At 72.2% G+C, this 24,274-nt stretch carries 22 protein-coding genes and 1 riboswitch; of the genes, 16 read left to right on the top strand and 6 right to left on the bottom strand.

Features of this window, described 5'->3' with window-relative positions:
* Nucleotides 1-71: 71 nt before the first annotated feature.
* The 4 genes from ABZU99_RS25650 to ABZU99_RS25635 all read left to right on the top strand — a co-directional run bounded on the left by ABZU99_RS25650 (nucleotide 72) and on the right by ABZU99_RS25635 (nucleotide 5,022).
* Nucleotides 72-1,436 carry a pitrilysin family protein gene (locus tag ABZU99_RS25650; protein ID WP_356048836.1) on the top strand — a complete coding sequence of 455 codons (1,365 nt, stop codon included), beginning with the start codon at nucleotides 72-74 and terminating at the stop codon, nucleotides 1,434-1,436.
* A gap of 20 nt (nucleotides 1,437-1,456) precedes the next feature.
* Nucleotides 1,457-2,839, top strand: coding sequence for a pitrilysin family protein (locus tag ABZU99_RS25645; RefSeq protein WP_355949223.1), 1,383 nt, complete (start codon nucleotides 1,457-1,459; stop codon nucleotides 2,837-2,839).
* 219 nt (nucleotides 2,840-3,058) lie between these two features.
* Nucleotides 3,059-3,254, top strand: a riboswitch (cyclic di-AMP (ydaO/yuaA leader).
* A gap of 14 nt (nucleotides 3,255-3,268) precedes the next feature.
* Nucleotides 3,269-4,063 (top strand): M23 family metallopeptidase, encoded by a 795-nt coding sequence (locus ABZU99_RS25640; protein WP_355949149.1) that lies wholly within the window; start codon nucleotides 3,269-3,271, stop codon nucleotides 4,061-4,063.
* Between the two features lie 197 nt (nucleotides 4,064-4,260).
* Entirely contained in the window at nucleotides 4,261-5,022 is a 762-nt protein-coding gene (locus tag ABZU99_RS25635) for a GntR family transcriptional regulator (protein WP_356048834.1), read from the top strand.
* A gap of 156 nt (nucleotides 5,023-5,178) precedes the next feature.
* Here the strand turns inward: ABZU99_RS25635 and ABZU99_RS25630 are convergent, their stop codons facing one another.
* Complete coding sequence (locus tag ABZU99_RS25630; protein WP_356048832.1) at nucleotides 5,179-5,460, bottom strand: HPr family phosphocarrier protein; 282 nt, start codon at nucleotides 5,458-5,460, stop codon at nucleotides 5,179-5,181.
* Between the two features lie 195 nt (nucleotides 5,461-5,655).
* On the opposite strand from ABZU99_RS25630, the gene ABZU99_RS25625 reads away from it, so the two are divergent.
* The 4 genes from ABZU99_RS25625 (at nucleotide 5,656) to ABZU99_RS25610 (ending at nucleotide 11,197) form a co-directional block, all read left to right on the top strand.
* A complete protein-coding gene (locus ABZU99_RS25625; RefSeq protein ID WP_356048830.1) occupies nucleotides 5,656-8,484 on the top strand; it encodes a GNAT family N-acetyltransferase in 2,829 nt (942 codons plus the stop codon).
* A 160-nt stretch (nucleotides 8,485-8,644) separates the two neighbouring features.
* Nucleotides 8,645-9,241 carry a DUF5998 family protein gene (locus ABZU99_RS25620; protein WP_355949141.1) on the top strand — a complete coding sequence of 199 codons (597 nt, stop codon included), beginning with the start codon at nucleotides 8,645-8,647 and terminating at the stop codon, nucleotides 9,239-9,241.
* Nucleotides 9,241-10,482, top strand: a complete 1,242-nt coding sequence (locus ABZU99_RS25615) for a nucleotide pyrophosphatase/phosphodiesterase family protein (protein WP_356048827.1) — start codon at nucleotides 9,241-9,243, stop codon at nucleotides 10,480-10,482. Before ABZU99_RS25620 ends, ABZU99_RS25615 begins: the two co-directional genes overlap by 1 nt.
* 46 nt (nucleotides 10,483-10,528) lie before the next feature.
* The gene (locus ABZU99_RS25610; protein ID WP_355949136.1) at nucleotides 10,529-11,197 is read left to right on the top strand and encodes a thymidine kinase; all 669 of its coding nucleotides are present in this window, start codon (nucleotides 10,529-10,531) and stop codon (nucleotides 11,195-11,197) included.
* 19 nt (nucleotides 11,198-11,216) lie between these two features.
* Here the strand turns inward: ABZU99_RS25610 and ABZU99_RS25605 are convergent, their stop codons facing one another.
* Complete coding sequence (locus tag ABZU99_RS25605) at nucleotides 11,217-11,993, bottom strand: VOC family protein (protein WP_355949134.1); 777 nt, start codon at nucleotides 11,991-11,993, stop codon at nucleotides 11,217-11,219.
* Between the two features lie 289 nt (nucleotides 11,994-12,282).
* Here ABZU99_RS25605 and ABZU99_RS25600 point away from each other — a divergent pair, with 289 nt between their 5' ends.
* Entirely contained in the window at nucleotides 12,283-13,119 is an 837-nt protein-coding gene (locus ABZU99_RS25600) for a sulfurtransferase (RefSeq protein ID WP_356048825.1), read from the top strand.
* A gap of 80 nt (nucleotides 13,120-13,199) precedes the next feature.
* On the opposite strand, the gene sepH is transcribed toward ABZU99_RS25600, so the two are convergent.
* Nucleotides 13,200-14,267 (bottom strand): septation protein SepH, encoded by a 1,068-nt coding sequence (gene sepH / locus ABZU99_RS25595; RefSeq protein WP_355949128.1) that lies wholly within the window; start codon nucleotides 14,265-14,267, stop codon nucleotides 13,200-13,202.
* 393 nt (nucleotides 14,268-14,660) lie between these two features.
* On the opposite strand from sepH, the gene ABZU99_RS25590 reads away from it, so the two are divergent.
* Complete coding sequence (locus ABZU99_RS25590) at nucleotides 14,661-15,497, top strand: hypothetical protein (RefSeq protein WP_355949125.1); 837 nt, start codon at nucleotides 14,661-14,663, stop codon at nucleotides 15,495-15,497.
* 6 nt (nucleotides 15,498-15,503) lie between these two features.
* Here ABZU99_RS25590 and ABZU99_RS25585 read toward each other — a convergent pair whose 3' ends face one another.
* Together ABZU99_RS25585 and ABZU99_RS25580 are read right to left on the bottom strand one after the other, a co-directional pair.
* Nucleotides 15,504-16,829 (bottom strand): D-arabinono-1,4-lactone oxidase, encoded by a 1,326-nt coding sequence (locus ABZU99_RS25585; RefSeq protein ID WP_356048822.1) that lies wholly within the window; start codon nucleotides 16,827-16,829, stop codon nucleotides 15,504-15,506.
* Nucleotides 16,783-18,039 (bottom strand): MFS transporter, encoded by a 1,257-nt coding sequence (locus ABZU99_RS25580; RefSeq protein ID WP_356048820.1) that lies wholly within the window; start codon nucleotides 18,037-18,039, stop codon nucleotides 16,783-16,785. Before ABZU99_RS25580 ends, ABZU99_RS25585 begins: the two co-directional genes overlap by 47 nt.
* A 119-nt stretch (nucleotides 18,040-18,158) precedes the next feature.
* Here ABZU99_RS25580 and ABZU99_RS25575 point away from each other — a divergent pair, with 119 nt between their 5' ends.
* On the top strand, nucleotides 18,159-19,301 hold the full coding sequence (locus tag ABZU99_RS25575; RefSeq protein ID WP_356048818.1) for a ferrochelatase: 1,143 nt from the start codon (nucleotides 18,159-18,161) through the stop codon (nucleotides 19,299-19,301).
* Nucleotides 19,302-19,379: 78 nt separating this feature from the next.
* Nucleotides 19,380-20,180, top strand: coding sequence for an inositol monophosphatase family protein (locus ABZU99_RS25570; protein WP_355949115.1), 801 nt, complete (start codon nucleotides 19,380-19,382; stop codon nucleotides 20,178-20,180).
* 207 nt (nucleotides 20,181-20,387) lie between these two features.
* Here the strand turns inward: ABZU99_RS25570 and ABZU99_RS25565 are convergent, their stop codons facing one another.
* A complete protein-coding gene (locus tag ABZU99_RS25565) occupies nucleotides 20,388-20,555 on the bottom strand; it encodes a hypothetical protein (protein WP_167542486.1) in 168 nt (55 codons plus the stop codon).
* A 339-nt stretch (nucleotides 20,556-20,894) separates the two neighbouring features.
* On the opposite strand from ABZU99_RS25565, the gene ABZU99_RS25560 reads away from it, so the two are divergent.
* From ABZU99_RS25560 to ABZU99_RS25545, 4 genes are all read left to right on the top strand, one after another.
* Nucleotides 20,895-21,548 carry a response regulator transcription factor gene (locus ABZU99_RS25560; protein WP_355949112.1) on the top strand — a complete coding sequence of 218 codons (654 nt, stop codon included), beginning with the start codon at nucleotides 20,895-20,897 and terminating at the stop codon, nucleotides 21,546-21,548.
* 6 nt (nucleotides 21,549-21,554) lie between these two features.
* Entirely contained in the window at nucleotides 21,555-22,790 is a 1,236-nt protein-coding gene (locus tag ABZU99_RS25555; RefSeq protein ID WP_355949109.1) for a HAMP domain-containing sensor histidine kinase, read from the top strand.
* A 441-nt stretch (nucleotides 22,791-23,231) separates the two neighbouring features.
* A complete protein-coding gene (locus tag ABZU99_RS25550; protein ID WP_009714537.1) occupies nucleotides 23,232-23,534 on the top strand; it encodes a DUF4193 domain-containing protein in 303 nt (100 codons plus the stop codon).
* Nucleotides 23,444-24,265 carry a hypothetical protein gene (locus ABZU99_RS25545; protein WP_355949220.1) on the top strand — a complete coding sequence of 274 codons (822 nt, stop codon included), beginning with the start codon at nucleotides 23,444-23,446 and terminating at the stop codon, nucleotides 24,263-24,265. Before ABZU99_RS25550 ends, ABZU99_RS25545 begins: the two co-directional genes overlap by 91 nt.
* Nucleotides 24,266-24,274 lie beyond the last annotated feature (9 nt).

Raw genomic sequence — 24,274 nt, 5'->3', positions numbered from 1 at the left:
TACAGTGACAGAAGCGCTCAGCACGCGGTTCGCACGCGCTCCATCACGCGATCGAAGGGACGTACATGCCCATGGGTCACACGGCCACGCAACAGGCCGGTTCCGGCGGCCTGAAAGCGACCGAGCACCGCCTGGCCAACGGCTTGCGCGTGGTGCTCTCCGAGGACCATCTGACCCCGGTCGCCGCGGTCTGCCTCTGGTACGACGTCGGCTCGCGCCACGAAGTCGAGGGGCGCACGGGGCTGGCCCACCTCTTCGAGCACTTGATGTTCCAGGGTTCGGCGCAGGTGACGGGCAACGGCCACTTCGAGCTGGTGCAGGGGGCCGGCGGCTCGCTCAACGGCACCACCAGCTTCGAGCGCACCAACTACTTCGAGACCATGCCCGCCCACCAGGTGGAGCTCGCCCTGTGGCTGGAGGCGGACCGGATGGGGTCCCTCCTGACCGCGCTGGACGAGGAGAGCCTGGAGAACCAGCGGGACGTCGTCAAGAACGAGCGCCGCCAGCGGTACGACAACGTCCCGTACGGCACGGCCTTCGAGAAGCTCGTCGCCATGGCCTACCCCGAGGGCCACCCGTACCACCACACCCCGATCGGCTCGATGGCCGACCTCGACGCCGCCTCGCTGGAGGACGCGCGGGAGTTCTTCCGCACCTACTACGCGCCGAACAACGCCGTCCTGTCGATCGTCGGCGACATCGACCCCGAGCAGACGCTCGCCTGGGTCGAGAAGTACTTCGGCTCCATCCCCGCCCACGACGCAAAGCGGCCGCCCCGTGACGGCACGCTGCCTGAGGTGATCGGCGGGCAGCTGCGCGAGGTCTTGGAGGAGGAGGTCCCGGCCCGCGCCCTGATGGCCGCCTACCGGCTGCCGCATGACGGCACCCGGGAGGCCGACGCCGCCGACCTGGCGCTGACCGTCCTCGGCGGCGGGGAGTCCTCCCGGCTGCACAACCGCCTGGTGCGCCACGACCGCACCGCCGTGGCCGCCGGATTCGGGCTGCTGCGGCTGGCGGGCGCGCCCTCGCTCGGCTGGCTGGACGTGAAGACCTCCGGCGGCGTCGAGGTGCCCGCCATCGAGGCCGCCGTCGACGAGGAGCTGGCCCGCTTCGCCGAGGAGGGCCCGACCCCGCAGGAGATGGAGCGCGCCCAGGCCCAGGTCGAGCGCGAATGGCTGGATCGGCTGGCCACGGTCGGCGGCCGGGCCGACGAGCTGTGCCGGTTCGCCGTGCTGTTCGGCGACCCCCAGCTGGCCCTGACCGCCGTGGAGCGAGTGCTCGACATCACCTCCGAGGAGGTGCGGGCCGTGGCCGCGGCGCGGCTGCGCCCCGACAACCGCGCCGTCCTGGTCTACGAGCCCGTGCAAGGCGCCGAGGACGCCGACGACGCCGCCGAAGCCGACGACACCGACGCAGAAGGGGAGGCGGCCCAGTGAGCGACGCCGTCACCGCGACCATGACGTTCCACCCCCAGCCGCAGGGTGGTGCCCCCAAGCCGTGGGCCTTCCCGGCCCCCGAGCGCGGTGAGCTGTCCAACGGCCTCACCGTGCTGCGCTGCCACCGCCCCGGCCAGCAGGTCGTCGCCGTCGAGATCAATCTGGACGCCCCGCTCGACGCCGAGCCGGACGGGCTCGACGGCGTCGCCACGATCATGGCGCGTGCCCTGTCCGAGGGCACCGACAAGCACACCGCCGAGGAATTCGCCGCCGAGCTCGAGCGCTGCGGCGCCACGGTGGACGCACACGCCGACCACCCCGGCGTCCGCGTCTCGCTGGAGGTCCCGGCCTCCCGGCTGCGGAAGGCGCTCGGCCTGCTCGCCGACGCGCTGCGCGCCCCCGCCTTCCCCGAGGGCGAGGTCGAGCGGCTGGTGCGCAACCGGCTGGACGAGATCCCGCACGAGCTGGCCAACCCGGCCCGCCGCGCCTCGATGGCCCTGGCCAAGGAGCTGTTCCCGGCCGAGTCCCGGATGTCCCGGCCGCGCCAGGGCACCCAGGAGACCATCGAGCGCATCGACGCCGCGGCCGTACGGGCCTTCTACGACGCGCATTTCCGGCCCTCGACGGCGACCGCCGTCGTGGTCGGCGACCTCAGCGGCGTGGACCTCGACAAGGCGCTCGCCGACACCCTCGGCGCCTGGAAGGGCGGCACGGCCGCGCCACGCCCCATGCCCCCGATCATCGCCGACGACACCGGCCGTGTGGTGATCGTCGACCGGCCGGGCGCGGTGCAGACCCAACTGCTCATCGGCCGTATCGGCGCCGACCGCCACGACCGGATCTGGCCGGCGCAGGTGCTGGGCACGTACTGCCTGGGCGGCACCCTCACCTCCCGGCTCGACCGGGTGCTGCGCGAGGAGAAGGGCTACACCTACGGGGTGCGCGCCTTCGGCCAGGTGCTGCGCTCCTCGCCCCCGTCGCCCACCGGCGGGTCCACGGGCGCCGCGATGCTGGCGATCAGCGGCTCGGTGGCCACCGAGGTCACCGGACCCGCGCTGGACGACCTCTGGAAGGTGCTGCGCACGCTGAAGGAGGAGGGTCTGACCGACGCCGAGCGCGATGTCGCCGTGCAGAACCTCGTCGGTGTCGCCCCGCTGAAGTACGAGACGGCCGCGGCCGTCGCGGGCACCCTCGCCGATCAGGTCGAGCAGCACCTTCCGGACGACTTCCAGGCGCAGTTGTACGCCCGCCTGGCGGAGGCCGGGACGGTGGAGGCGACCGCGGCGGTGGTGAGCGCCTTCCCCGCGGACCGGTTGGTCACGGTGCTGGTCGGGGACGCCTCGGTGATCGCGGAGCCGGTCAAGGCGCTGGGCATCGGCGAGGTGCGCGTCATCTCCGGCTGAGCCGCGCGGAGTTGGCCGACAGGTCCGACGAGCCACCAGGGGGAAGGGCCCTGGCGTCGTGTGCGGCGCCAGGGCCCTTTCGCATGCCCGTTTCATGGCGAGGTTATGTGTTTGGTTTGTGGTGAGAGCAACAAAAACCCGGATCTGTTTGGTGATCGAATCACGGCCCGTCTAGCGTCAGTGCGGCTGTTCGCCAGTTGCACGCCGCACCCGCGGCACGGACAGTCATCGCCGAGTCCCCGTACGGCGCGAGCCAGGGGAGCCGGGGACCCGTCTTCCTGCGCCGACTTCGTCGCAGGAGGGGCCCGATCCCCAGGGGTGAATCGGACGCCTTCCCCGGCCGGGGGAGGGGCCCGTAGGAGACCTTCCTGCTCCGAACCCGTCAGCTAACCCGGTAGGCGAGAAGGAAGGAAAGGAGTACGCCTGACCATGGCGTCCACCAGTGCCACCGGGAGGCACCGCCGCTCCCACAGGGCCACCGTCCGCACCGGAGCGAACTTCCTGGGTATCACGACGGTCGCCTCGGGCGTCGTCGCCGGGATAGCCGGACCGGCCTTCGCCGCGTCCGACGAGGGCCCCGCTCCCCAGGACACCGGTCTGCGCCAGGCGATCGTGATCGGCGACGGGCTCGCCGACGACATCGAGGACCAGGCGCAGGCCCAGGAGACCGCGGCCCAGCAGGCCGCGGCCAAGGCGCGGGCCGAGGCCATCGCGCGCCAGGAGGCCACCAGGAAGGCGGAGGCGGCGGCGAAGAAGGCCAAGGTGGAGCGCGAGGCCAAGGTGCGCGCGGCCCGCGAGGCCGAGCGCAAGCGCCTCAACACCTTCATGGCGCCGATCTCGGGCTCCTACGTCTCCACCGCCTACCAGGCGTCCAGCGGGCTGTGGTCCTCCGGCAGCCACACCGGCATCGACTTCCACGCCGCTTCCGGCACCTCGGTGCACGCCGTCGGCTCCGGCGAGGTCGTCGAGGCGGGCTGGGGCGGCAGCTACGGCAACAACATCGTCATCAAGATGAACGACGGCACGTACACCCAGTACGGCCACCTCTCGTCGATCGGCGTCTCGGTCGGCCAGAAGGTCACCCCCGGGCAGCAGATCGGCCTGTCGGGCGCCACCGGCAACGTCACCGGCCCGCATCTGCACTTCGAGGCCCGCACCAGCCCGGACTACGGCTCGGACATGGACCCCGTGGCGTATCTGCGCTCGCACGGCGTCAGCGTCTGACCGTCGACATCGCGTGAAGGCCCCGTCCGGCCCGGACGGGGCCTTCGGCATGCCTGCCGCGCGCTGACCAAAAAATATCCATGAAATGCCTTCTGCCATCGGCAATTCTGGCAGCTTGGAATAGAGTCGTCGAACGAGCGTCAATCAGGTGCGTTTCGCGGGCATTAAGGCGGAGGTGCGACAATGCGGGTCGTCACGTGAGCGGGGATACGACCGCGATCCAGGGCGGCCGGCGGATTTCGGCGCACGCGGTGTGCACGGCGATCCGCGACGACATCGTCTCCGGAACGTACCCGCCCGGAAGCCGACTCACGGAGGAACTTCTCGCCCGGCGCTACGGCGTCTCGCGGGTGCCCGTCCGCGAGGCGCTGCGCACCCTGGAGTCCGAGGGCTTTGTGACGACCCGGCGCCACGCGGGCGCGTGCGTCGCGCAGCCCTCGGAGCGCGAGGCGGCCGATCTGCTGGACATCCGCGCGCTGCTGGAGCCGCTGGGCGCCGCCCGCGCCGCCCAGCGCCGCACCGAGGCCCATCTGAGGGTGTTGCGCGGTCTGGTCCGGCTCGGCCAGGAGCGGGCCCGGCTCGGCCAGTTCAGCGAGGTGCGGCCGCTGGGTGACTGGTTCCACGAGACGCTCGCCCAGGCGTCCGGCAACCCGAGCCTGGCCGCGCTGCTGGTCCAGCTGCGGCGCAAGACCGCGTGGGTGTACGCGGTCGATCCGGCCCGGCAGACCGTGCCGCCCCCGGCGCCGGGCGGCGCCGGGCGCCCCGATCCGCGGGCGCGGGCCATCGAGTCCTGGGCGGAGCGCGGCGCGCTGGTGGACGCGGTCGCGCGGGGCGACGCGGAGCGGGCCCGGGCGCTCGCCACGGCGCACACCGAGCGCGCGCTGTCGGAATTCCGGCGCCGCCCGGTTCCGGTGAGCACTTCGAAACATTCCGTCAACACGGGAAGCGGCCGGAATTAACAGCGGTCCCGTATACAACGGTGGGGGGAATTCCCGGCGCGTTATCGCGGCTTCGGTCTCCGTCGCCGGGTCCGTCCGGAATGAGAAAAGCGACGGGGCCGCGGTGACCGGAATGGTCACCGCGGCCCCGTCGCCCCGAATGCGGATTCGGGGAAATCAGACGGTCTCGGGAAGCTCCTCCAGACCCTCCGCCACCAGCTTCGCCAGACGGTCGAGCGCGACCTCGGCGTCCTCGGCCTCGGACGTGAGGACGACCTCCTCACCGCCCTGAGCGCCCAGGCCGAGCACGGCCAGCATGGAGGCGGCGTTGACCGGGGTGCCGTCGGCCTTGGCGATCGTGATGGGGATGCCCGCGGCGGTGGCAGCCCGGACGAAGATCGACGCAGGGCGGGCGTGCAGGCCCTCGGCCCAGCCGATGGTGACGCGGCGCTCAGCCATGGTGATGCCCTTCAGGTGTGACGGGTGCTGTTGTCTAGACCAAAATCATACGGTGTCCGTATGCATCCGGTCCATGTCCGAGTGGGCCCGGGCATGCCCGGGCCGGCCCGATACGGACCTTCCCCCGACAGCCGCGCCCAACGCAAGGGTGTCCACCATTCGGACCTCCTGTACCAGGCCCGTACGCTGGGCCGCATGCGGACCCAGGACCACCACGCCTACCCGACCCACTGGGAAGCCGACGTGGTGCTCAGGGACGGCGGCACCGCCCAGATCCGGCCCATCACCCCCGAGGACGCGCAGCGGCTGGTCAGCTTCTACGAACACGTCTCGGACGAGTCGAAGTACTACCGCTTCTTCGCGCCCTACCCCCGCCTCTCCGACCGGGATGTGCACCGCTTCACTCACCACGACTACGTCGACCGGGTGGGCCTGGCGGCCATCGTGGGGGACGAGTTCATCGCGACCGTCCGCTACGACCGCATCGACGGCAACGGCCGGTCGGCCACGGCACCCGCCGACGAGGCCGAGGTCGCCTTTCTCGTCCAGGACGACCATCAGGGCCGCGGCGTCGCCTCCGCCCTCCTCGAACACGTCGCCGCCGTCGCCCGCGAGCGCGACATCCGCCGTTTCGCCGCCGAGGTGCTGCCCGCCAACACCAAAATGATCAAGGTGTTCACGGACGCGGGCTACACCCAGCAGCGCAGCTTCGAGGACGGGGTCGTCCGCCTCGAATTCGACCTGGAACCCACCGACCGCTCCCTGGCCGTCATGCGCGCCCGCGAGCAGCGGGCCGAGGCCCGGTCCGTCCAGCGGCTGCTGGCCCCCGGCTCCGTCGCCGTCATCGGCGCCGGCCGCGCCCCGGGCGGCGTCGGCCGCACCGTGCTGCGCAACCTTCTCGACGGCGGCTTCACGGGGCGTACGTACGCCGTCAACCACGCCTTCCCCGAGGGCCGTACGCTGCTGGAGCCCGAGGGCGTCCCGGCCCACCGCTCCCTGGACACGGTCGAGGAACCCGTCGACCTGGCCGTCGTCGCCGTCCCCGCCGGGCAGGTCCCCGCCGTCGTCGCCGACTGCGGTGAGCACGGCGTCCAGGGGCTCGTCGTCCTCTCCGCCGGGTACGCCGAGAGCGGGCCGGGCGGCCGCGCCCGCCAGCGCGACCTCGTCCGTCAGGCGCGGACCTACGGCATGCGCGTCATCGGGCCCAATGCCTTCGGCGTCATCAACACCGCCGAGGGCGTCCGGCTGAACGCCTCCCTCTCGCCCCAGCTGCCGAACCCCGGCCGGCTCGGCCTGTTCACCCAGTCCGGGGCCATCGGCATCGCGCTGCTGTCCGGGCTGAACCGGGGCGGCGCGGGGCTGTCGAGCCTCGCCGGAATCGCGGGGATCTCCACCTTCGTCTCGGTCGGGAACCGCGCCGACGTCTCCGGGAACGACCTTCTGCAGTACTGGTACGACGATCCGCAGACCGATGTCGCCCTCATGTACCTCGAATCCATCGGCAACCCCCGGAAGTTCACCCGGCTCGCCAAGCGCACCGCCGCCGTCAAACCGGTGGTCGTCGTCAAGGGCGGCCGCCACCGCGGCAGTGCCCCGCCCGGCCACGCCGTGCCCACCACCCGGATCCCCGATGCCACCGTCTCCGACCTGCTGCGACAGGCGGGCGTCATCCGCGTCGACACCGTCACCGAGCTGGCCGACGCCGGGGTCCTGCTCGCCTCCCAGCCGCTCCCGGCCGGCTCGCGCGTCGCCGTACTCGGCAACTCCGAGTCCCTCTGCCTGCTCACCTACGACGCCTGTCTCACCGAGGGACTGCGCCCGCTGCCGCCCCGCGACCTCACCACGGCCGCCACGCCCGGGGACTTCCGGGGTGCCCTCACCGAAGCACTCGCCGACGAGGCGTGCGACGCCGTCATCGTGACCGCCATCCCCTGGGTCGGCGACACCCGCGCGGCCGACCTCGCCGCGGCGGTGCGAGAGGCGGCGGCCGAGGCCCCCGTGCCGGGTGCGGCCAAGCCGGTGGCGGTGGTCCATCTGGAAATACCGGAGCTCGCGGCGGCCCTGGCCGGCCCGCGCGATGAGGTCGCCCCGGGGACCCCTCGCATTCCCGCGTACCCCGCCGCCGAGCGGGCCGTACGGGCTCTCGCCGAGGCCGTGCGGTACGCGCGCTGGCGGCGGGAGGCGGCCGAGCCCGGACGGGTGCCGGAGTACGACGACATCGACGAGGCCGGGGCCGCCGCCGATATCGAGGTGCTGCTCGCCCCGGCCGACGGCGTCCCGCGCCCGGAGCCCACGGCCCCGGACGGGATCCCCGGCGAGGCCGGGGTGGAGGAGGCCGGCGTCGAGCTCTCGGCCGCCGACACCCAGCGCCTCCTCGCCCGCTACGGCGTCGATGTGCTGCCCGCTCTCCCGGCGCCCGACCCGGACACCGCCGTGCGGGCCGCCGGGCGGCTCGGCTTCCCGGTCGCGCTCAAGCCCACCGCCCCCCATCTGCGCCACCGCACCGACCTGGGCGGCGTACGGCTCGACCTCGGCGGCGAGGCGGAACTGCGCCGCGCCCATGCCGAGTTGACGGACTACCTCGGCCCGCCCGAGGAGCTGGGGCTCGTCGTGCAGCGGATGGCGCCGCGCGGCATCGACACCGTCGTACGGGCCGCCATAGACCCCGCCGCCGGGGCCGTGCTCTCCTTCGGGCTGGCCGGCGCCCCCTCCGAGCTGCTCGGTGACACCGCCCATCGCCTCGTTCCCGCCACCGACCGCGACGCCGCCGGGCTGATCCGGTCCATCCGGACCGCGCCGCTCCTCTTCGGCTGGCGGGGCTCCAAGCCCGTCGACACCGCGGCCCTCGAAGAGCTGCTGCTGAGGGTGTCCCGGCTGGTGGACGACCATCCCGAGGTGGTCGCCATCGACCTCGAACCGGTCGTCGTCGCCCAGCGCGGCCTGTCCGTGCTCGGCGCGTCCGCGCGCCTCGCGCCGCCGCCCGTGCGCACCGACCTGGGCCCGCGCCACTTGCCCGCCTACTGAGGGCGTCCGCCGGCCCGTCCGGACCGTGGTGGGCATGGGCGCCCGTGCGCACCGACCTGGGCCCGCGCCACTTGCCCGCCTACTGAGGGCGTCCGCCGGCCCGTCCGGACCGTGGTGGGCATGGGCGCCCGTGTCGGTACGGGCCCGTAGGATGGTGCACATGGCGAAGACCGGTACGACGACCCAGGGGCTGCGCGCGGCGATCGAGCGCAGCGGCTATTACCCGGCACTCGTTGCCGAGGCGGTGGAGGCCGCCGTGGGCGGTGAGCCCATCGTGTCGTACCTGGTCCACCAGGAGACCACCTTCGACGCCAATGAGGTCCGCCGCCATGTCACGGTCCTCGTCCTCACCGGCAATCGCTTCATCGTCAGCCACACCGACGAGCAGGCCGCGGACGGTACCTCCCCGTCGCCGTACGCCACCACCTCCACCGAGTCGGTGAAGCTCCAGCGGATCTCCTCGGTCGTGCTCAGCCGGGTCGTCGCCAACCCCGAGTCGTACACCCCGGGCACCCTGCCCCGCGAGGTCGTGCTCACCATCGGCTGGGGCGCGGTCAACCGCCTCGACCTGGAGCCCGCCGCCTGCGGCGACCCCAACTGCGAGGCCGACCACGGATACACCGGGTCCTCCACCGCCGACGACCTGAGCCTGCGCGTCAGCGAGGCGGGCGACGGACCCGACAGCGTCCGCCAGACCCTCGCCTTCGCCCAGGCGCTCTCCGAGGCCACCGTGGCCACGCCGGACACCGGCCGCTGATGTCCGGCTCCACCACCGGCCCCATCGCAGCCGCCGGCTCGCTCTGGCCCGAGCCCACCCCGCTCGACCCCCGCTCCGCCCCCGTGCCGCGCTACGGCACCGGGTCGCTCGCCGATCTGCTGCCCGCCGTCGCCGCGGGCCAGGAGGTCCCGGGGCTCTCCTCCGGGCTGGCCCTCGCGCCCGCCGACCGGGTCTGCGTCTTCCTGGTCGACGGCCTCGGCTGGGAGCTGCTGCGCGCCCACCCCGCCGAGGCGCCCTTTCTCACCTCGCTGCTGTCCAGCTCGCTGAACGGCACGGGGGCGCCGCTGACCGCGGGCTTCCCGTCCACCACCGCGACCTCGCTCGCCTCTGTCGGCACGGGCCTGCCGCCCGGAGCCCACGGCCTGCCCGGCTATACGGTGATCGATCCCGCCACCGGTGCGCTGATGAACCAGCTGCGCTGGCAGCCCTGGACGGATCCGCACGCCTGGCAGCCGTATCCGACCGTCTTCCAGCGGGCGGATGCCGCGGGCGTGCACACCTGCCAGGTCTCCGCCCCCACCTTCGAGGAGACCCCGCTCACCAAGATCGCGCTGAGCGGTGGCACCTTCCACGGCAGGCTCTCCGGCGAGGAGCGGATGGATCTCGCGGCCGAGCAGCTCGGCGCCGCGGACCGCTCGCTCGTCTACACGTACTACAGCGAAGTGGACGGCAAGGGTCATCGCTTCGGCGTGGACTCCGAGGAGTGGCGTGACCAACTGCGCTACGTCGACCGGCTGGCCCAGCGGCTCGCCGAGCAACTCCCGCCCCGCGCCGCGCTCTACGTCACCGCCGACCACGGCATGATCGACATTCCCTTCGACCCCGAGTCGCGCATCGACTTCGACGAGGACTGGGAGCTGCGGGCGGGCGTCAGGCTGCTGGGCGGCGAGGGCCGCGCCCGGCATGTGTACGCGGTCCCCGGTGCCGCCGGCGATGTGCTGGCCGTATGGCGTGAGGTGCTGGGGGAGCGGATGTGGGTGGCGAGCCGTGACGAGGCCATCGAGGCGGGCTGGTTCGGGCCGCCCGGAGGGGGCGACGGTGGCGGCAAGGGCGTGGACGACCGGGTGTACGGGCGGATCGGCGATGTGGTGGCCGCCGCGTGCCAGGATGTCGCGATCGTCGCCTCGGAGACCGAGCCGAAGGAGTCCACGATGGTCGGGCTGCACGGTTCGATGACCCCGGTCGAGCAGCTGGTGCCGCTCCTCGAAGTACGCTCCTGAGCCCTCGCTCCCACGCTCCCGCCGTCCGAAAGGTCCTGCCCTCCCCATGCCCGAGCTGGTGTTCTTCTCCGGAACCATGGACTGCGGAAAGAGCACCCTCGCTCTGCAGATCGAGCACAACCGCTCGGCGCGCGGGCTCCAGGGGATGATCTACACCCGGAACGACCGGGCGGGGGAGGGCAAGCTCTCCTCGCGGCTCGGGCTGGTCACCGAGGCGGTCGAGGTGGCCGAGGACCTCGACTTCTACGCCTATGTGGTCGCGACGCTGACGGCCGGGGGCCGCGCCGACTACGTGATCGTGGACGAGGCGCAGTTCCTCTCCCCGCTCCAGATCGACCAACTCGCCCGCGTCGTGGACGACCTGGGCGTGGACGTCTTCGCCTTCGGCATCACCACCGACTTCCGCAGCAAGCTCTTCCCGGGCTCACAGCGCCTGGTCGAGCTCGCCGACCGGGTGGAGGTGCTGCAGGTCGAGGCGTTGTGCTGGTGCGGCGCGCGGGCGACGCACAACGCCCGTACCGTCGGCGGCCGGATGGTCGTCGAGGGCGCCCAGGTCGTCGTCGGGGATGTCAACCAGGCGGAGGGGGAGGTCGGTTACGAGGTGCTGTGCCGCCGCCACCACCGGCGCCGGATGACCGCTGCCGGAGCGCACGCCGCCGCCCTGTCACCCGACGTACTGCCGGTCGACTCGCCCTCCGGTCCGCCGGCTTCCTAGGCCGTGCCCGGCCGCGCCGTCATCGGCCACCGGTCTGGACGACGGTGAAGGCGGCCCCCTCCGGGTCGGCCACCGTGGCCGTGCGCCCGGCGCTGCTGTCCGACGGCGGCCGCACCACCCGGCCGCCCGACGAGGTCACCCGGCGCATCGCCTCGTCCACGTCCGCCACCGCGAAGTGCGTCATCCAGTACGGTCCGCGGCCACGTGGCAGGGCGTCGCCCACGCTCTGGATCGCGCACGCCGGCCGGCCGTCCAGACGCAGCGTCCGGCAGCCGGAGCCGGGCGAGGCCGCCGGCTCCGGCTGGTAGCCGAAGACCATCTGGTAGAACTTCGTGACCCCGGTGGAGTCACGGGTCATCAATTCGTGCCACACCGGGGTGCCGGGGGCCCCGGACTCGCTCGTCTCGGCGTACCCGCCCTCCTGCCACACCCCGAACACCGCGCCCTCCGGATCGGCGGCGATCAGCATCCGGCCGGACTCGTCCGCGTCCAGCGGGCCCACCGCCACGGTGCCGCCGCAGGCGCGGATCATCTCCGCGGTCTCATCGGCGTCGCCGGACGCCAGATAGGTCATCCAGGCCACCGGCAGGTGGCGTTCCGGAGGCAGCTCGCTCAACCCGGCGACCGGCCGTCCGCCCTGGACCGCCCGGACGTATGCGCCCAGCTGTTGTGGGCCGGGTGTGAACTCCCAGCCGAACAGGGCGTGATAGAAGTCCTGTGTCGCGGCAAGGCCGTGCACCATGAGACTCGTCCAGCAGGGCGTGCCCGGTGTGTGCCGAGTCGCTGCCTCGGTCATACGTCAATCTCTCCTCGGACCATCATCGTCGTGGCCGTGCTGCCCCGGGCCGGTCGGCGGCGCGAGGCGGTCGTACGGAGGTGCTACTGAGGGGGCCCGACAGATGGTCGCACCACCTGTCGCACGGCGCGCCCCGGCGGCACCGGAATTCGCTGCCTCCCACAGGGAGAATGCCCGATTTACCACTGCACATCCGTTTCGGCTTCATTGCGCTCGGGTGGCCATCAGCTGCACGTGGGCTGATCGGGTCATCCGAATATCGCAGGCTATCTACGTAAGGATGGTTCCCATGAACGCCATCATCACCGCATCCGAACTCATGAGCGAGTTGGCGGGGGACCAGCCCCCGCTCCTGCTTGACGTGCGCTGGCAGCTCGGCGGCCCACCCGGCCGCCCCGCATACGAGGCAGGGCATCTGCCTGGTGCCGTCTACGTCGACCTCGACACCGAGCTCGCGGGCCCGGCCGGAGCGGCGGGCCGTCATCCGCTGCCCGATCTTTCCGCGTTCGCAGCCGCGATGCGTCGAGCCGGGGTCCGCCGCGACCAGCGCGTGGTGGCGTACGACGGCGGACAGGGGTGGGCGGCGGCGCGCGCATGGTGGCTGCTGCGCTGGGCCGGGCATCCGTCCGTACGCGTACTCGACGGAGGTCTGCCCGCCTGGACGGCGAACGGCGGCTCCCTGACCACGGACGCCCCCGCCCAGCCCGAGGGCGACTTCGTCCCGGAGCCCGGGGCCCTTCCGCTGCTGGAGGCGGACGACGCGGCGGCGCTCGCGCGGCGCGGGGTGCTGCTGGACGCACGGGCGGCCGAGCGCTACCGGGGCGAGGTCGAGCCGATCGACCGCGTCGCCGGCCATATTCCGGGCGCGGTCTCCGCCCCCACCGTGGACAACGTGACCGCCGACGGCCACTTCCTGCCCGCCGACCGGCTCGCCGAGCGCTTCGCGGCTGTGGGCGTCGCCCCGGACGCCGAGGTGGGGGTCTACTGCGGCTCGGGCGTCTCCGCCGCACATCAGGTCCTGGCGCTGGCCGTCGCGGGCATTCCGGCGGCGCTGTACGTCGGTTCCTGGAGCGAGTGGTCCGCGGCCGAGGGCCGTCCGGTGGCCACGGGCCCCCAGCCGGGCTGAGCGCGTCTGTGGGCCCTGCCGCCTGGCGGCAGGGCCCACACACACGGGACACGGCGAGCGGAAGCGCGCCCGGGCGGCTCCTACTCCTGCTTCTTGCGGCGCGTGCCGAAGACGATCTCGTCCCAGCTCGGCACCGCCGCCCGGCGGCCCGGACGGACGCCGTCCGCCTCCGCCTGGCGGTCGGTCGTACCGGTCAGCCGGTCGCGGTGGCCCGCGACCGAACGCGGCATCAGCACATCGGCGTAGGCCGAACCCGCACTCGCCGCCGGGGCGGGCGGCTCGACGGCCTCGGGCTCCTCGGCGGGCTCGTCCGGCGAAGGCGCCGGTGCGACCGGCGCCTCGGGCACGACCATGTCCCCCCGGAAGTTGGGCACGGCCTCCAGCAGACTGGTCAGCGAGTCACGCTCGCCGCCGAAACCGTCCTCCACCGCGGCGGACGCCGACACCGGCTCGTCATCGTCGCCGATGTGCTCGGGCGACGCGCGATCGCGGTCTCTTTCTCTGTCCCGGTCGCGGTCCCGGTCGCGCGGCAGCCGGGCGATGCGCGGGACGAACGGGAAGCTCGGCTCGGGCGTGTCATCGGCTTCGCCGATCAGCGCCCGTGCCTCGTCGTCCACCGCCTGGACCAGCCGCCGGGGCGGGTCGTAGGTCCAGCTCGCCGAGTGGGGCTCACCGGCGACCCGGTAGACCAGCAGCACCTCCCAGGTGCCGTCGTCGCGCCGCCAGGAGTCCCACTGCGCGGTGTCCTTCTCGGCGCCGCGCAGCAGCAGCCGCTCCGCGACGGCCTCGCCGAGCTGCGGTCCGGTGTTCTCGCCGGGGCGGCGCACGGGGGTCTTGCGGGCGCGCTCGGCCATGAAGGCGCGCTCCGCCAGCACCGGGCCCTCGAAGCGGCGCACGCGGTCGACGGGGATGCCCGCCATCTGCGCGACCTCTTCGGCCGTGGCGCCGGCGCGTATACGGGCCTGGATGTCACGGGGCCGCAGATGGCTCTCGACCTCGATCTCGATCTGGCCGAGCCGAGCGCGGTCATTGCGCACCGCGGCGCGCAGTCGCTCGTCGATGGGAAGTGTGTACTCCGTGCTGTCCGCAGCCTTGAGCACCAGCCGTGTGCCGTCGTTGCTGACGGCCACGACACGCAGTTCGGGCATGGGGACCTCCCGGGTGGTGCCTGCCGACGTCACGGTTGCGTCGCTGCTCTCCCGCTAGACGAGTGTGGCCTGCCCGGGTGCAGCCTGCCACAACTTTGCCGAGTTGCCCGGGCCGGTCGAATTGCCGCGATTTCGGCCCCTCCCGCTGGGTCCGGGCGGCCGGACGGGAAAGCGGGGCCAGGGCTCGCCACAGTACTCCATTCGGGCCGCTCGGGTGGAGCGGCGCGCCAGCCGAGTTCCGGGGCCGCCCGGTGATCGGATGCCCAATCCTTCGAAGTAGACCGCGATGTGGGTGGGAAGTTTCACAGAAACGTCAGAATCGGAACGATCTGCTTCGCTTATGGGTCACTTCCCCCTGCAGGGTGGAACGAATGTCCAGAGCGAGGGCGGGAGATGTACGGCAAGTCCGAGAGCGACGGGCAACACAAGAACAGGCGGCTGGAGCTGAGCGTCCCCCAGGTCGCCGGGAGCGCCCTGGCGGCCGTGGCCGCCGCGGTGCTCGCCTCCAAGCTCGGCGTCTACGGGACGATCCTGGGCGCGGGCGTGGTGAGCGTGGTGGCGACCGCGGGCGGCACCCTCTTCCAGCATCTGTTCCACCGCACCGGTGAGCAGATCAAGGAGGTACGGGTCCAGACGCGGCCGAAGCGGGGCCGCGGCGCCGCGGCGCCCGGTCGCGGCACGAAACCCGCCGCGCCCGGCGAGTACGGCGAGCCGACCACGCACGGCACCCGGCTGCGCGGCGCCAAGCGTCCCCTCCTCGCCACGCTCGCCGCCTTCTCCGTCGCGATGGGCACGATCACGGGGATCGAGTGGTTCTCGGGCGGTCCGGTCTCCAATGTCTGGGGCGGCGACCGGGGCGGTACGACCGTCAGCGAAAGCGTGACCGGTTCGGGGTCGTCAGGGTCGTCGGGTTCGAAGCCCGCACCCTCGCGCCGCAACTCGACGACGCCGTCCACGGACCCGTCCCGGGGCGGTGACCTCCCGGCCTCGCGCGCCACCCGAGGCGGCGGCGCGTCCGGCACCGTGACCCCGACACCGAGCCCCTCCGGGTCGTCCGGCACCGGCACGTCGTCCGGCGGGGGAAGCGGTGCCACGGGCCGGAGCACGCCCGGCACCTCCGTGCCCGCCACCCCGGCCCCGTCCCGGACCCCGTCGGGCGGCGCCACGGACAGTGGTACGGCCGGTACGGCCGGCACCACGCCGTCGCCGAGCGCCACCGCCGGGCCGTGAGCTCCCTCAGTCGCCGAGCACCCGGCGCAGATAGTCATTGGCGAACAGCCGGTCCGGGTCGAGCCGGTCGCGTACCGCCGTGAACTCGCCGAACCGCGGATAGACCCCGGCCAGATAGGCCGCGTCGCGGCTGTGCAGCTTGCCCCAGTGCGGGCGGCCGCCGTGCGCGGTCATGATCTGCTCGGCCACGGTGAAGTACTCCCGGTGCGGAGTGCCCCGGTACAGATGGACGGCGACGTACGCGGTGTCGCGGCCGGAGGCGGTGGACAGCGGGATGTCGTCGGCGGGCGCGGTGCGCACCTCCACCGGGAAGCCGACCCGCAGCCCGGAGCGCTCGACGGTCGCCTTGAGCTCGCGCAGCGCCGTGACCGCGGCCTCGCGCGGCACCGCGTACTCCATTTCCAGGAATCGGACCCGGCGCGGATTGGTGAAGACCTTGTACGGGATGTCCGTATAGGTCCGGGCGGACAGGGCGCGGCTGGAGATCTTGGCGATACCGGGAATGGTGGCCGGGACAGCCCGGCCCACCGAACAGGCCACTTGGAAGATGCCGTTGGAAAGCAGTTCGTCGTCGACCCAGCCGCTGATGCGGCCGACCGGGGCGGCGGGGCCCGTACTGCGGTTGTTGCGCTTGGTGTTGCAGTTGCCGGTGTGCGGGAACCAGTAGAACTCGAAGTGCTCGTTCCCGGCCACGAGTTGCTCGAAGTCCGCCATCACCCGGTCGAAGGACATGGGCTCCTCGCGCGCCGTGAGCAGGAACTCCCGCTCCACGCCGAAGGTGATCGTGCTGACCACGCCGAGCGCGCCCAGCCCGACCCGGGCGGCGGCGAAGATCTCCGGGTTCTCCCGGGCCGAGCAGCGCAGTACCGAGCCGTCCGCCGTCACCAGCTCCAGGCCCCTGATCTGGGCGGCGATCGAGGCGCTGTCGCGGCCGGTGCCATGGGTGCCCGTGGCGGTGGCCCCGGCCACGGTCTGCTCCATGATGTCGCCCATATTGGTCAGCGACAGACCATGGGCCGACAGCGTCTCGTTGAGCTGCTTGAGCGGGGTGCCCGCCGCGACGGTCACGGTACCGGCCTCGCGGTCCAGCTCACGGACGCCCACCAGGCGGTCGGGGCGTATCAGCAGGCCGTCGGTGGCCGCCGCGGTGGTGAAGGAGTGGCCGGAGCCGACCGGCTTCACCTTCAGCCCGTCCGCCGCCGCCCGGCGCACCGCCTCGGCCAGCTCCTCGGTGGACGAGGGGGCCATGCTCCGTACCGGCCGGGCGGTCACATTCCCCGCCCAGTTACGCCATACGCCGCTCCGCACGGTCTTCACGGTCCTGACGGCCATCCGCACCCGACCCCTCCCGCTGTGGCGCCGGCCGGAGCCGGCGGTACCCGAGGAACGCCACCGCCGCCGCGAGCGTCCCGGCCCCGGCCGGCACCACGTACCCCGCGCGGGATCCGGCGGCGTCGACCACCCAGCCGGCGGCCGACGAACCGAGCGCCACCCCGACCGCGAGCCCGGTTCCCACCCAGGTCATGCCTTCGGTCAGATGCGCGCGTGGTACATGCCGTTCGACGAGGGCCATGGTGGTGACCATCGTCGGTGCGACGGACAGGCCCGCGACAAAGAGCGCCACGGCCAGGAACGGCAGATTCCCGACCAGTTGGAGGGGGATCATACTCACGGCGATCGCACAAATACCCAGTAACCATCGACGGGACACCGACCCCCTGAGGCGCAACAGCCCGAAGACCGCGCCCGCCAGACACGAGCCCAGCGCGTACACCGCGAGCACCAGGCTCGCCGCGGCCTTGCGGCCCTCGTCCTCCGCGAAGGCGACCGTCACCACGTCCACCGACCCGAAGACCGCGCCGATCGCCACACAGGTGGCCACCAGCACTTGGAGCACGCGCGAGCGCAGCGCCGAGCCGGGGGTGTGGTGCTCACGCGGATGCGGCACCGGCTCGGTGGCGCGCTGCGCGGTGAGCGAGAAGACCCCGACGGCCAGGAAGCAGCCGGCCAGCAGCGGGCCCGCCTCCGGGAACCAGGCCGTGGACAGGCCGATCGAGATGACCGGGCCGAGGATGAAGCACGCCTCGTCGACGATGGACTCCCAGGCGTACGCGGCGTGCAGCTCACGCGGCGCGTCCTGGTGGATGGCCGCCCAGCGGGCCCGCACCATGGAGCCCACGCTCGGCACACAGCCCGCCGAGGCGGCGAGGACGAACAGCGTCCAGTCCGGCCAGTCCCGCTGCGCGCTCAGCAGCAGCCCGGCGAGGGCGGCGAGCGCCACCAGCGTCGCCGGGCGCAGTACCCGGCGCTGGCCGTGCCGGTCCACGAGGCGGGATATCTGCGGGCCGACGGCGGCCGCGGACAGCGCGAGCGTGGCCGACAGCGCGCCCGCGAGCCCGTACCGGCCGGTCAGCTCGGAGACCATCGTGACCACGCCGATGCCCGTCATCGACAGGGTCATCCGCCCCACGAACCCGGCCGCGGAGAAGGCCTTGGCGCCGGGGGTGGCCAAGATCGCGCGGTACGGGCCGGGAGTGGACACAGCAGGGCTCCACCGGTGAGCAGGGTAAGGATCGTAAAAGCTGAAACAGCTTACGGGTGTCCCGCGGGCCGCGTGGGGTCATTTTCCGCCTGTCAGAGGCTGGTGGCAGGATCGGGTGCATGCCGGATCAGCCAGTACAGCCATCTCCCGCTCCCTATGACGCCCTGCTGCTGCTCTCCTTCGGCGGGCCGGAGGGGCCGGAGGACGTCGTGCCGTTCCTGGAGAACGTGACGCGCGGGCGGGGCATCCCCCGCGAGCGGCTGAAGGAGGTCGGGCAGCACTACTTCCTCTTCGGCGGAGTCAGCCCGATCAACGCCCAGAACCGGGAGCTGCTGCAGGCGCTGCGCAAGGACTTCGCAGAGCACGGCCTGGAGCTGCCGGTCTACTGGGGCAACCGCAACTGGGCGCCGTATCTGACCGACACCCTGCGCGAGATGGTCACCGACGGTCACCGGCGCATCCTCGTGCTGGCCACCAGCGCGTACGCCTCGTACTCCGGCTGCCGCCAGTACCGCGAGAACCTCGCGGACGCGCTGGCCGCCCTGGAGGGCGAGGGCCTCGAGCCGCCGCGCGTGGACAAGTTGCGGCACTACTTCAACCACCCCGGCTTCGTTCAGCCCATGGTCGACGCGACGCTCGCCGCCCTCGCCGAGCTGCCCGAGGGGCTGCGCGCCGGGGCGCACCTCGCCTTCACCACGCACTCGGTCCCGACCGCCGCCGCCGACACCTCCGGCCCGGTGGAGTCCCACGGGGACGGCGGCGCGTATGTGGCCCAGCACCTCGACGTCGCCCGGCTGATCGCCGACGCGGTGCGCGAGCGGACCGGCGCCGACCACCCCTGGCGCCTGGTCTACCAGTCGCGCAGCGGCGCCCCGCACATCCCGTGGCTGGAGCCGGACATCTGCGATCACCTCGAAGAGCTGCACGGCGAGGGCGCGCCCGCCGCCGTCATGATCCCGATCGGCTTCGTCTCGGACCACATGGAGGTCAAGTACGACCTCGACACCGAGGCCACGGCCAAGGCCGCCGAGCTCGGGCTGCCGGTCGCCCGCGCCTCGACCGTCGGCGCCGATCCGCGGTTCGCGGCGGCGGTGCGCGATCTGGTGCTGGAGCGCGCGGCCACCGAGCGTTTCGTCGTGGGCCGGGCGGACGCCGCCCCCCAGCGGTGCGCCCTGGGTTCCCTGGGAGCGAGCCACGACCTCTGCCCGGCGGGCTGCTGCCCGGCCCGGTCGCCGCGGCCCGCCGCCGCGGGTGCCGACTGAGCAGGCCCTGTCCCCGTCCGCGGCCCGCCACCGCCGTCGGCGCCGCTCGCACATCCGGGTAATCCGCTAAGGAGCACGATGACCGACCCGCTCACGACCGAACTGCTCGATCTGGCGCTGGAGGCCGCCCGCAGGGCGGGGGACCTGCTGCGCGACGGCCGCCCCGCCGACCTCGACGTGGCGGCCACCAAGACCAGCCCCATCGACGTCGTCACCGAGATGGACATCGCCGCCGAGAAGCTGATCACCGACTTCCTCGCCCAGCACCGCCCGCAGGACGGTCTGCTCGGCGAGGAGGGCTCGGACACCGAAGGCAGCAGCGGCATCCGCTGGGTGATCGACCCGATCGACGGGACGGTGAACTATCTCTACGGCCTGCCGTCCTGGGCGGTCAGCATCGCGGCCGAGAAGGACGGCGAGACGGTCGTCGGGGTCGTGACGGCCCCGATGCGCGGCGAGACCTACCACGCGGTCCTGGGTCAGGGTGCCCACGTCAACGGGGAGCGGGTGTACTGCCGCCCCGCTCCGGCCCTGGAGCAGGCGCTGATCGCCACCGGCTTCGGCTATGTCCGCGAGCGGCGGATCGGCCAGGCCAGGGTCCTCCATGAGCTGCTGCCCCAGGTGCGTGACATCCGGCGCGGCGGGTCGGCCGCCATCGATCTGTGCGATGTGGCCTGCGGCCGGCTGGATGGCTACTACGAGCGTGGGATCAACCCGTGGGACTACGCGGCCGGCGAGCTCATAGCCCGCGAGGCGGGCGCGCTCACCGGCGGACGGCCGGGCGTTCCCGCCTCCGGGGAGCTCACCATCGCCGCACCCCCCGGCCTGTTCGAGCCGCTGCGGCTGCTGCTGGACGACCTGGGCGCGTGGCACGACTGATCCGCTGATCCGCGTCCCGGCGCACGCGAAGCGCCCCGGTACCAGGAAGACACCGGGGCGTTTCGGCGTGGTGTGACTGATCGTTCTTCGGAAGAGCGGTCCGGCTCTGGATCGGAATCCGGACCTGGATCTGGATCAGAGAAGCACATTACTTCTGGATCAAGCAGGTCGAGCTGTTCAAGCGATGAGGCGTGGATCGGCCGTGGATCAGGCGGCGCTTACTTCTACGCCGTGCTCGGCGGCCAGCCGACGGAGGTCTTCCAGCTCCGCCAGCTCCACATCGGCGAGGAACTCGTCGCCGGTCTCGCGGGCGCGAGTGAGATCGGACTGGGTGGTCTCTATACGCTGCAGAATTCCTGCGGTGAACGCGTCCATGGTGCGCCCCCTCGTCGTGGGTCGGTGGCACGGGGGTGTGCCGACGGCGGGAGCGATCACGTGCGTGTCCCTGAGGGTGGCAGCGGCGTCATGGGATGCCACATACAGGGCGTGATCGCGGGGTGTGCAGTCGTCCTCCCCACCCCGTTCGGAGCGGAAACCTCCGAACAAAAAGAATCTTAAGGATCTCGCAGTCGGCCCCCGGGGTGCCTCTTACCGCCGGTTTATGAGACTTCGAGGCAGGATGGAGGCGCGCCGAACACGCTCATCGAGTTTGGCGAGATCACGCCCACTGCGGCACTTCACGCCCACTGCGGCAATGAGGGAAGGACTAACGACGTGCGTGTACTCGTCGTCGAGGACGAGCAACTGCTCGCCGATGCGGTGGCCACCGGATTGCGCCGGGAGGCCATGGCCGTCGACGTCGTGTATGACGGAGCCGCCGCCCTGGAGCGCATCGCCGTCAACGACTATGACGTCGTCGTCCTCGACCGGGACCTGCCCCTCGTTCACGGCGACGACGTCTGCCGCAAGATCGTCGAACTCGGCATCCCCACCCGCGTCCTGATGCTCACCGCCTCCGGCGACGTCAGCGACCGGGTCGAGGGCCTGGAGATCGGCGCGGACGACTATCTGCCCAAGCCCTTCGCCTTCAGCGAGCTGATCGCGCGAGTCAGGGCGCTCGGCCGCCGTAGCACCGTCGCCCTGCCGCCGGTCCTGGAGCGGGCCGGGATCAAGCTGGACCCCAACCGCCGGGAGGTGTTCCGGGACGGCAAGGAGATCCAGCTGGCGCCGAAGGAGTTCGCGGTCCTCGAAGTGCTCATGCGCAGCGAGGGCGCCGTGGTCTCCGCCGAGCAGCTGCTGGAGAAGGCGTGGGACGAGAACACGGACCCGTTCACCAATGTCGTCCGGGTGACGGTGATGACGCTGCGCCGCAAGCTCGGCGAGCCCGCGGTGATCGTCACCGTGCCCGGCTCCGGCTACCGGATCTGATCCGGCATGGCCACGACCCCGCTTCCGCCGGCGGCACCACCCAAGCCCAGCTGGGACCCGCAGCACACCTCGCCGCCCAACCCCCTGCTGCGCCCCACCATCCGGATACGGCTCACCCTGCTGTACGGGGGGATGTTCCTGATCGCCGGGGTGGTGCTGCTGACGATCATCTATCTGCTCGCGGCGGACGCCATCCGCCGGGGCAGCGAGTTCCCGCTGCAGATCGTGCGGATCGACTACAAGCCGACCGACACCTGCCATCTCCCCAGCCAGGGCAACAACGACGCGTTCAACCGGGCGGTGGCCCAGTGCATGCAGCAGCAGCGCGACTACGCCCTGGACGGGCTGCTGCGCCGTTCGCTGCTGGCGCTGCTGGGCCTGGCCGTGGTCGCCTTCGCGTTCGGCTACGCCATGGCCGGGCGGGTGCTCTCGCCACTGGGCCGGATCACCCGTACGGCGCGCCAGGTGGCGGGCTCGGACCTGTCCCGCCGGATCGAGCTGGACGGCCCGGACGACGAGCTCAAGGAGCTGGCGGATACCTTCGACGACATGCTGGAGCGGCTGGACCGGGCGTTCACCGCCCAGCAGCGGTTCGTCGCCAACGCCTCGCACGAGCTGCGCACCCCGCTGGCGATCAATCGCACGCTGCTGGAGGTGCAGCTCTCCGACCCGCAGGCGCCCCCGGAGCTGGTCCAGCTCGGCAAGACGCTGCTGGCCACCAACGAGCGCAGCGAGCAGCTGGTGGAGGGCCTGCTGCTGCTGGCACGCAGCGACAACGAGATCGTCGACCGCAAGACGGTGGACCTCGCCGAGGTGGCCTCCCAGGCGCTGGAGCAGGTGCGCGCGGAGGCGGAGGCCAAGGGCGTGGAGCTACGGGGCGTCCGCGGGCCCGCGGTGGTCCAGGGCAATGGCGTCCTGCTGGAGCGCATCGCGCTGAACCTGGTCCAGAACGCGGTGCGGTACAACATCGCGGACGGCGGCTGGGTGGAGGTCACCACCGAGATTCAGCAGGGTCAGGCGGTGCTCGTGGTCTCGAACACCGGCCCGGTGGTTCCGGCCTACGAGATGGACAACATCTTCGAGCCGTTCCGCAGGCTCCGTACGGAGCGCACCGGCAGCGACAAGGGCGTCGGCCTGGGGCTGTCGATCGCCCGCTCCGTGGCGCGCGCCCACGGCGGCAGGATCGCCGCGGAGCCCCGCGAGGGCGGGGGGCTGGTGATGCGGGTGGTGCTGCCGGTCTGAGGCCGGGGGAGCCGCCGGTCCGGGGCCGGAGCCGAGGCCGGAAGCCGGAAGCTGCGGTACCGTCGGGATGTGTTCGCTTTGGGCGGAATTTTCGTGATCCGCCCACCAGTCGTATCGTGTGTGATCGATCACATGGACGAATTTCCAGCCATATACTCTCCGTGATCGTCACGGCTGACGGAAAGCCGGGAAAATCCGGGTTTTCGGGGGCCGTGATCACGGGAAGTACACGTCATGGCGCGCGCGAGTGCGACATCCGGACCGTGTACGGTCCCGATGGCCATCCAACCCGATCACCTCTTCAGGGGTGCGGTTGGGTGTCGATTGAGTAACAGACCTTGATGTGAGGCAAAATCTCCGCCTCGGGTCGGGCACAAGTCCGGCCTCTCACGCGTTACGTGCGCTGGAGACACCACAGACACCCAGAGGGGGAGAGGCGACATGGCAACGGATTACGACACTCCACGCAAGACCGACGATGACGTCAACGAGGACAGCATCGAGGAACTGAAGGCCCGGCGGAACGACAAGTCCGCGTCGACGGTCGACGTGGATGAGTTCGAGCAGGCCGAGGGCCTGGAGCTGCCCGGCGCGGACCTCTCGAACGAGGAGCTGTCCGTGCGGGTGCTGCCGCGCCAGGCGGACGAGTTCACCTGCATGAGCTGCTTCCTCGTCCACCACCGCAGCCAGCTGGCCGCCGAGACCAAGAACGGCCAGCCGATCTGCCGCGACTGCGCGGCATAAGCCGCGGGGCAGACGTGGAGGCGGAGCACGGCGACGTGAGCGAGGCGCATGTCGAGCGAGGCCGGATGGCCTCGCTCGCAACCGCCGTGGGCCGTGGCGTCCGACGGGGCGGTGAGCGTGCGAGGGCGGGGGTTCACGCGGTCGCCGACCGGATCATCGCGAACGCTCCACGCATTCCGGTCCGCGACCTCGCGAGCCTGCGCAAGCAGTTCCCCGGGCTCGGCCCGGAGCAGATCGCGGACAAGCTGGTGGCCGGTGCCGCCAACGGCACCTCCACCGTGGGCGCGGGCGTCGGTGCCGCGGCGATGCTGCCGGCCCCGCCCGCCATGCCCACCGAGCTGGCCGCCGAGATCGTCGGCGTCGCCACCATAGAGATCAAGCTGATCGCCGAGCTGCACGAGGTCTACGGTCTGCGTGCGCCCGGCACCGTGCGCCAGCGGGCCACCGCCTATCTCGGCGCGTGGGCCCAGGAGCGCGGTATCGACGTGACCGTGCCGGCGACGGTGAACGCCGCCCTGGGCGTCCAGATGAAGCGCGAGCTGCGGCAGCAGGTCCTCAAGCGCAGCTTCCGCAATCTGCCGATCCTGGCGCCCTTCATGGTCGGGGCGGCCGTCGGCGCCGCGATGAACCGGCGCGACACCAGGAAGCTCGCGAGCAAGGTCCGCAAGGATCTGCGCGCCAAGCAGGTCCCCTGGGGCGCCCTGGGCGCCCTGGAGCCCCCGGCCGAGTGAGTCCGGGGT

It is taken from the genome of Streptomyces sp. NPDC005266 (assembly GCF_040607655.1).
In the GTDB taxonomy this organism is placed as follows: domain Bacteria; phylum Actinomycetota; class Actinomycetes; order Streptomycetales; family Streptomycetaceae; genus Streptomyces.
The sequence above is the reverse complement of the archived record's forward strand: the minus strand, read 5'-3'. Positions and strand labels throughout refer to the sequence as shown.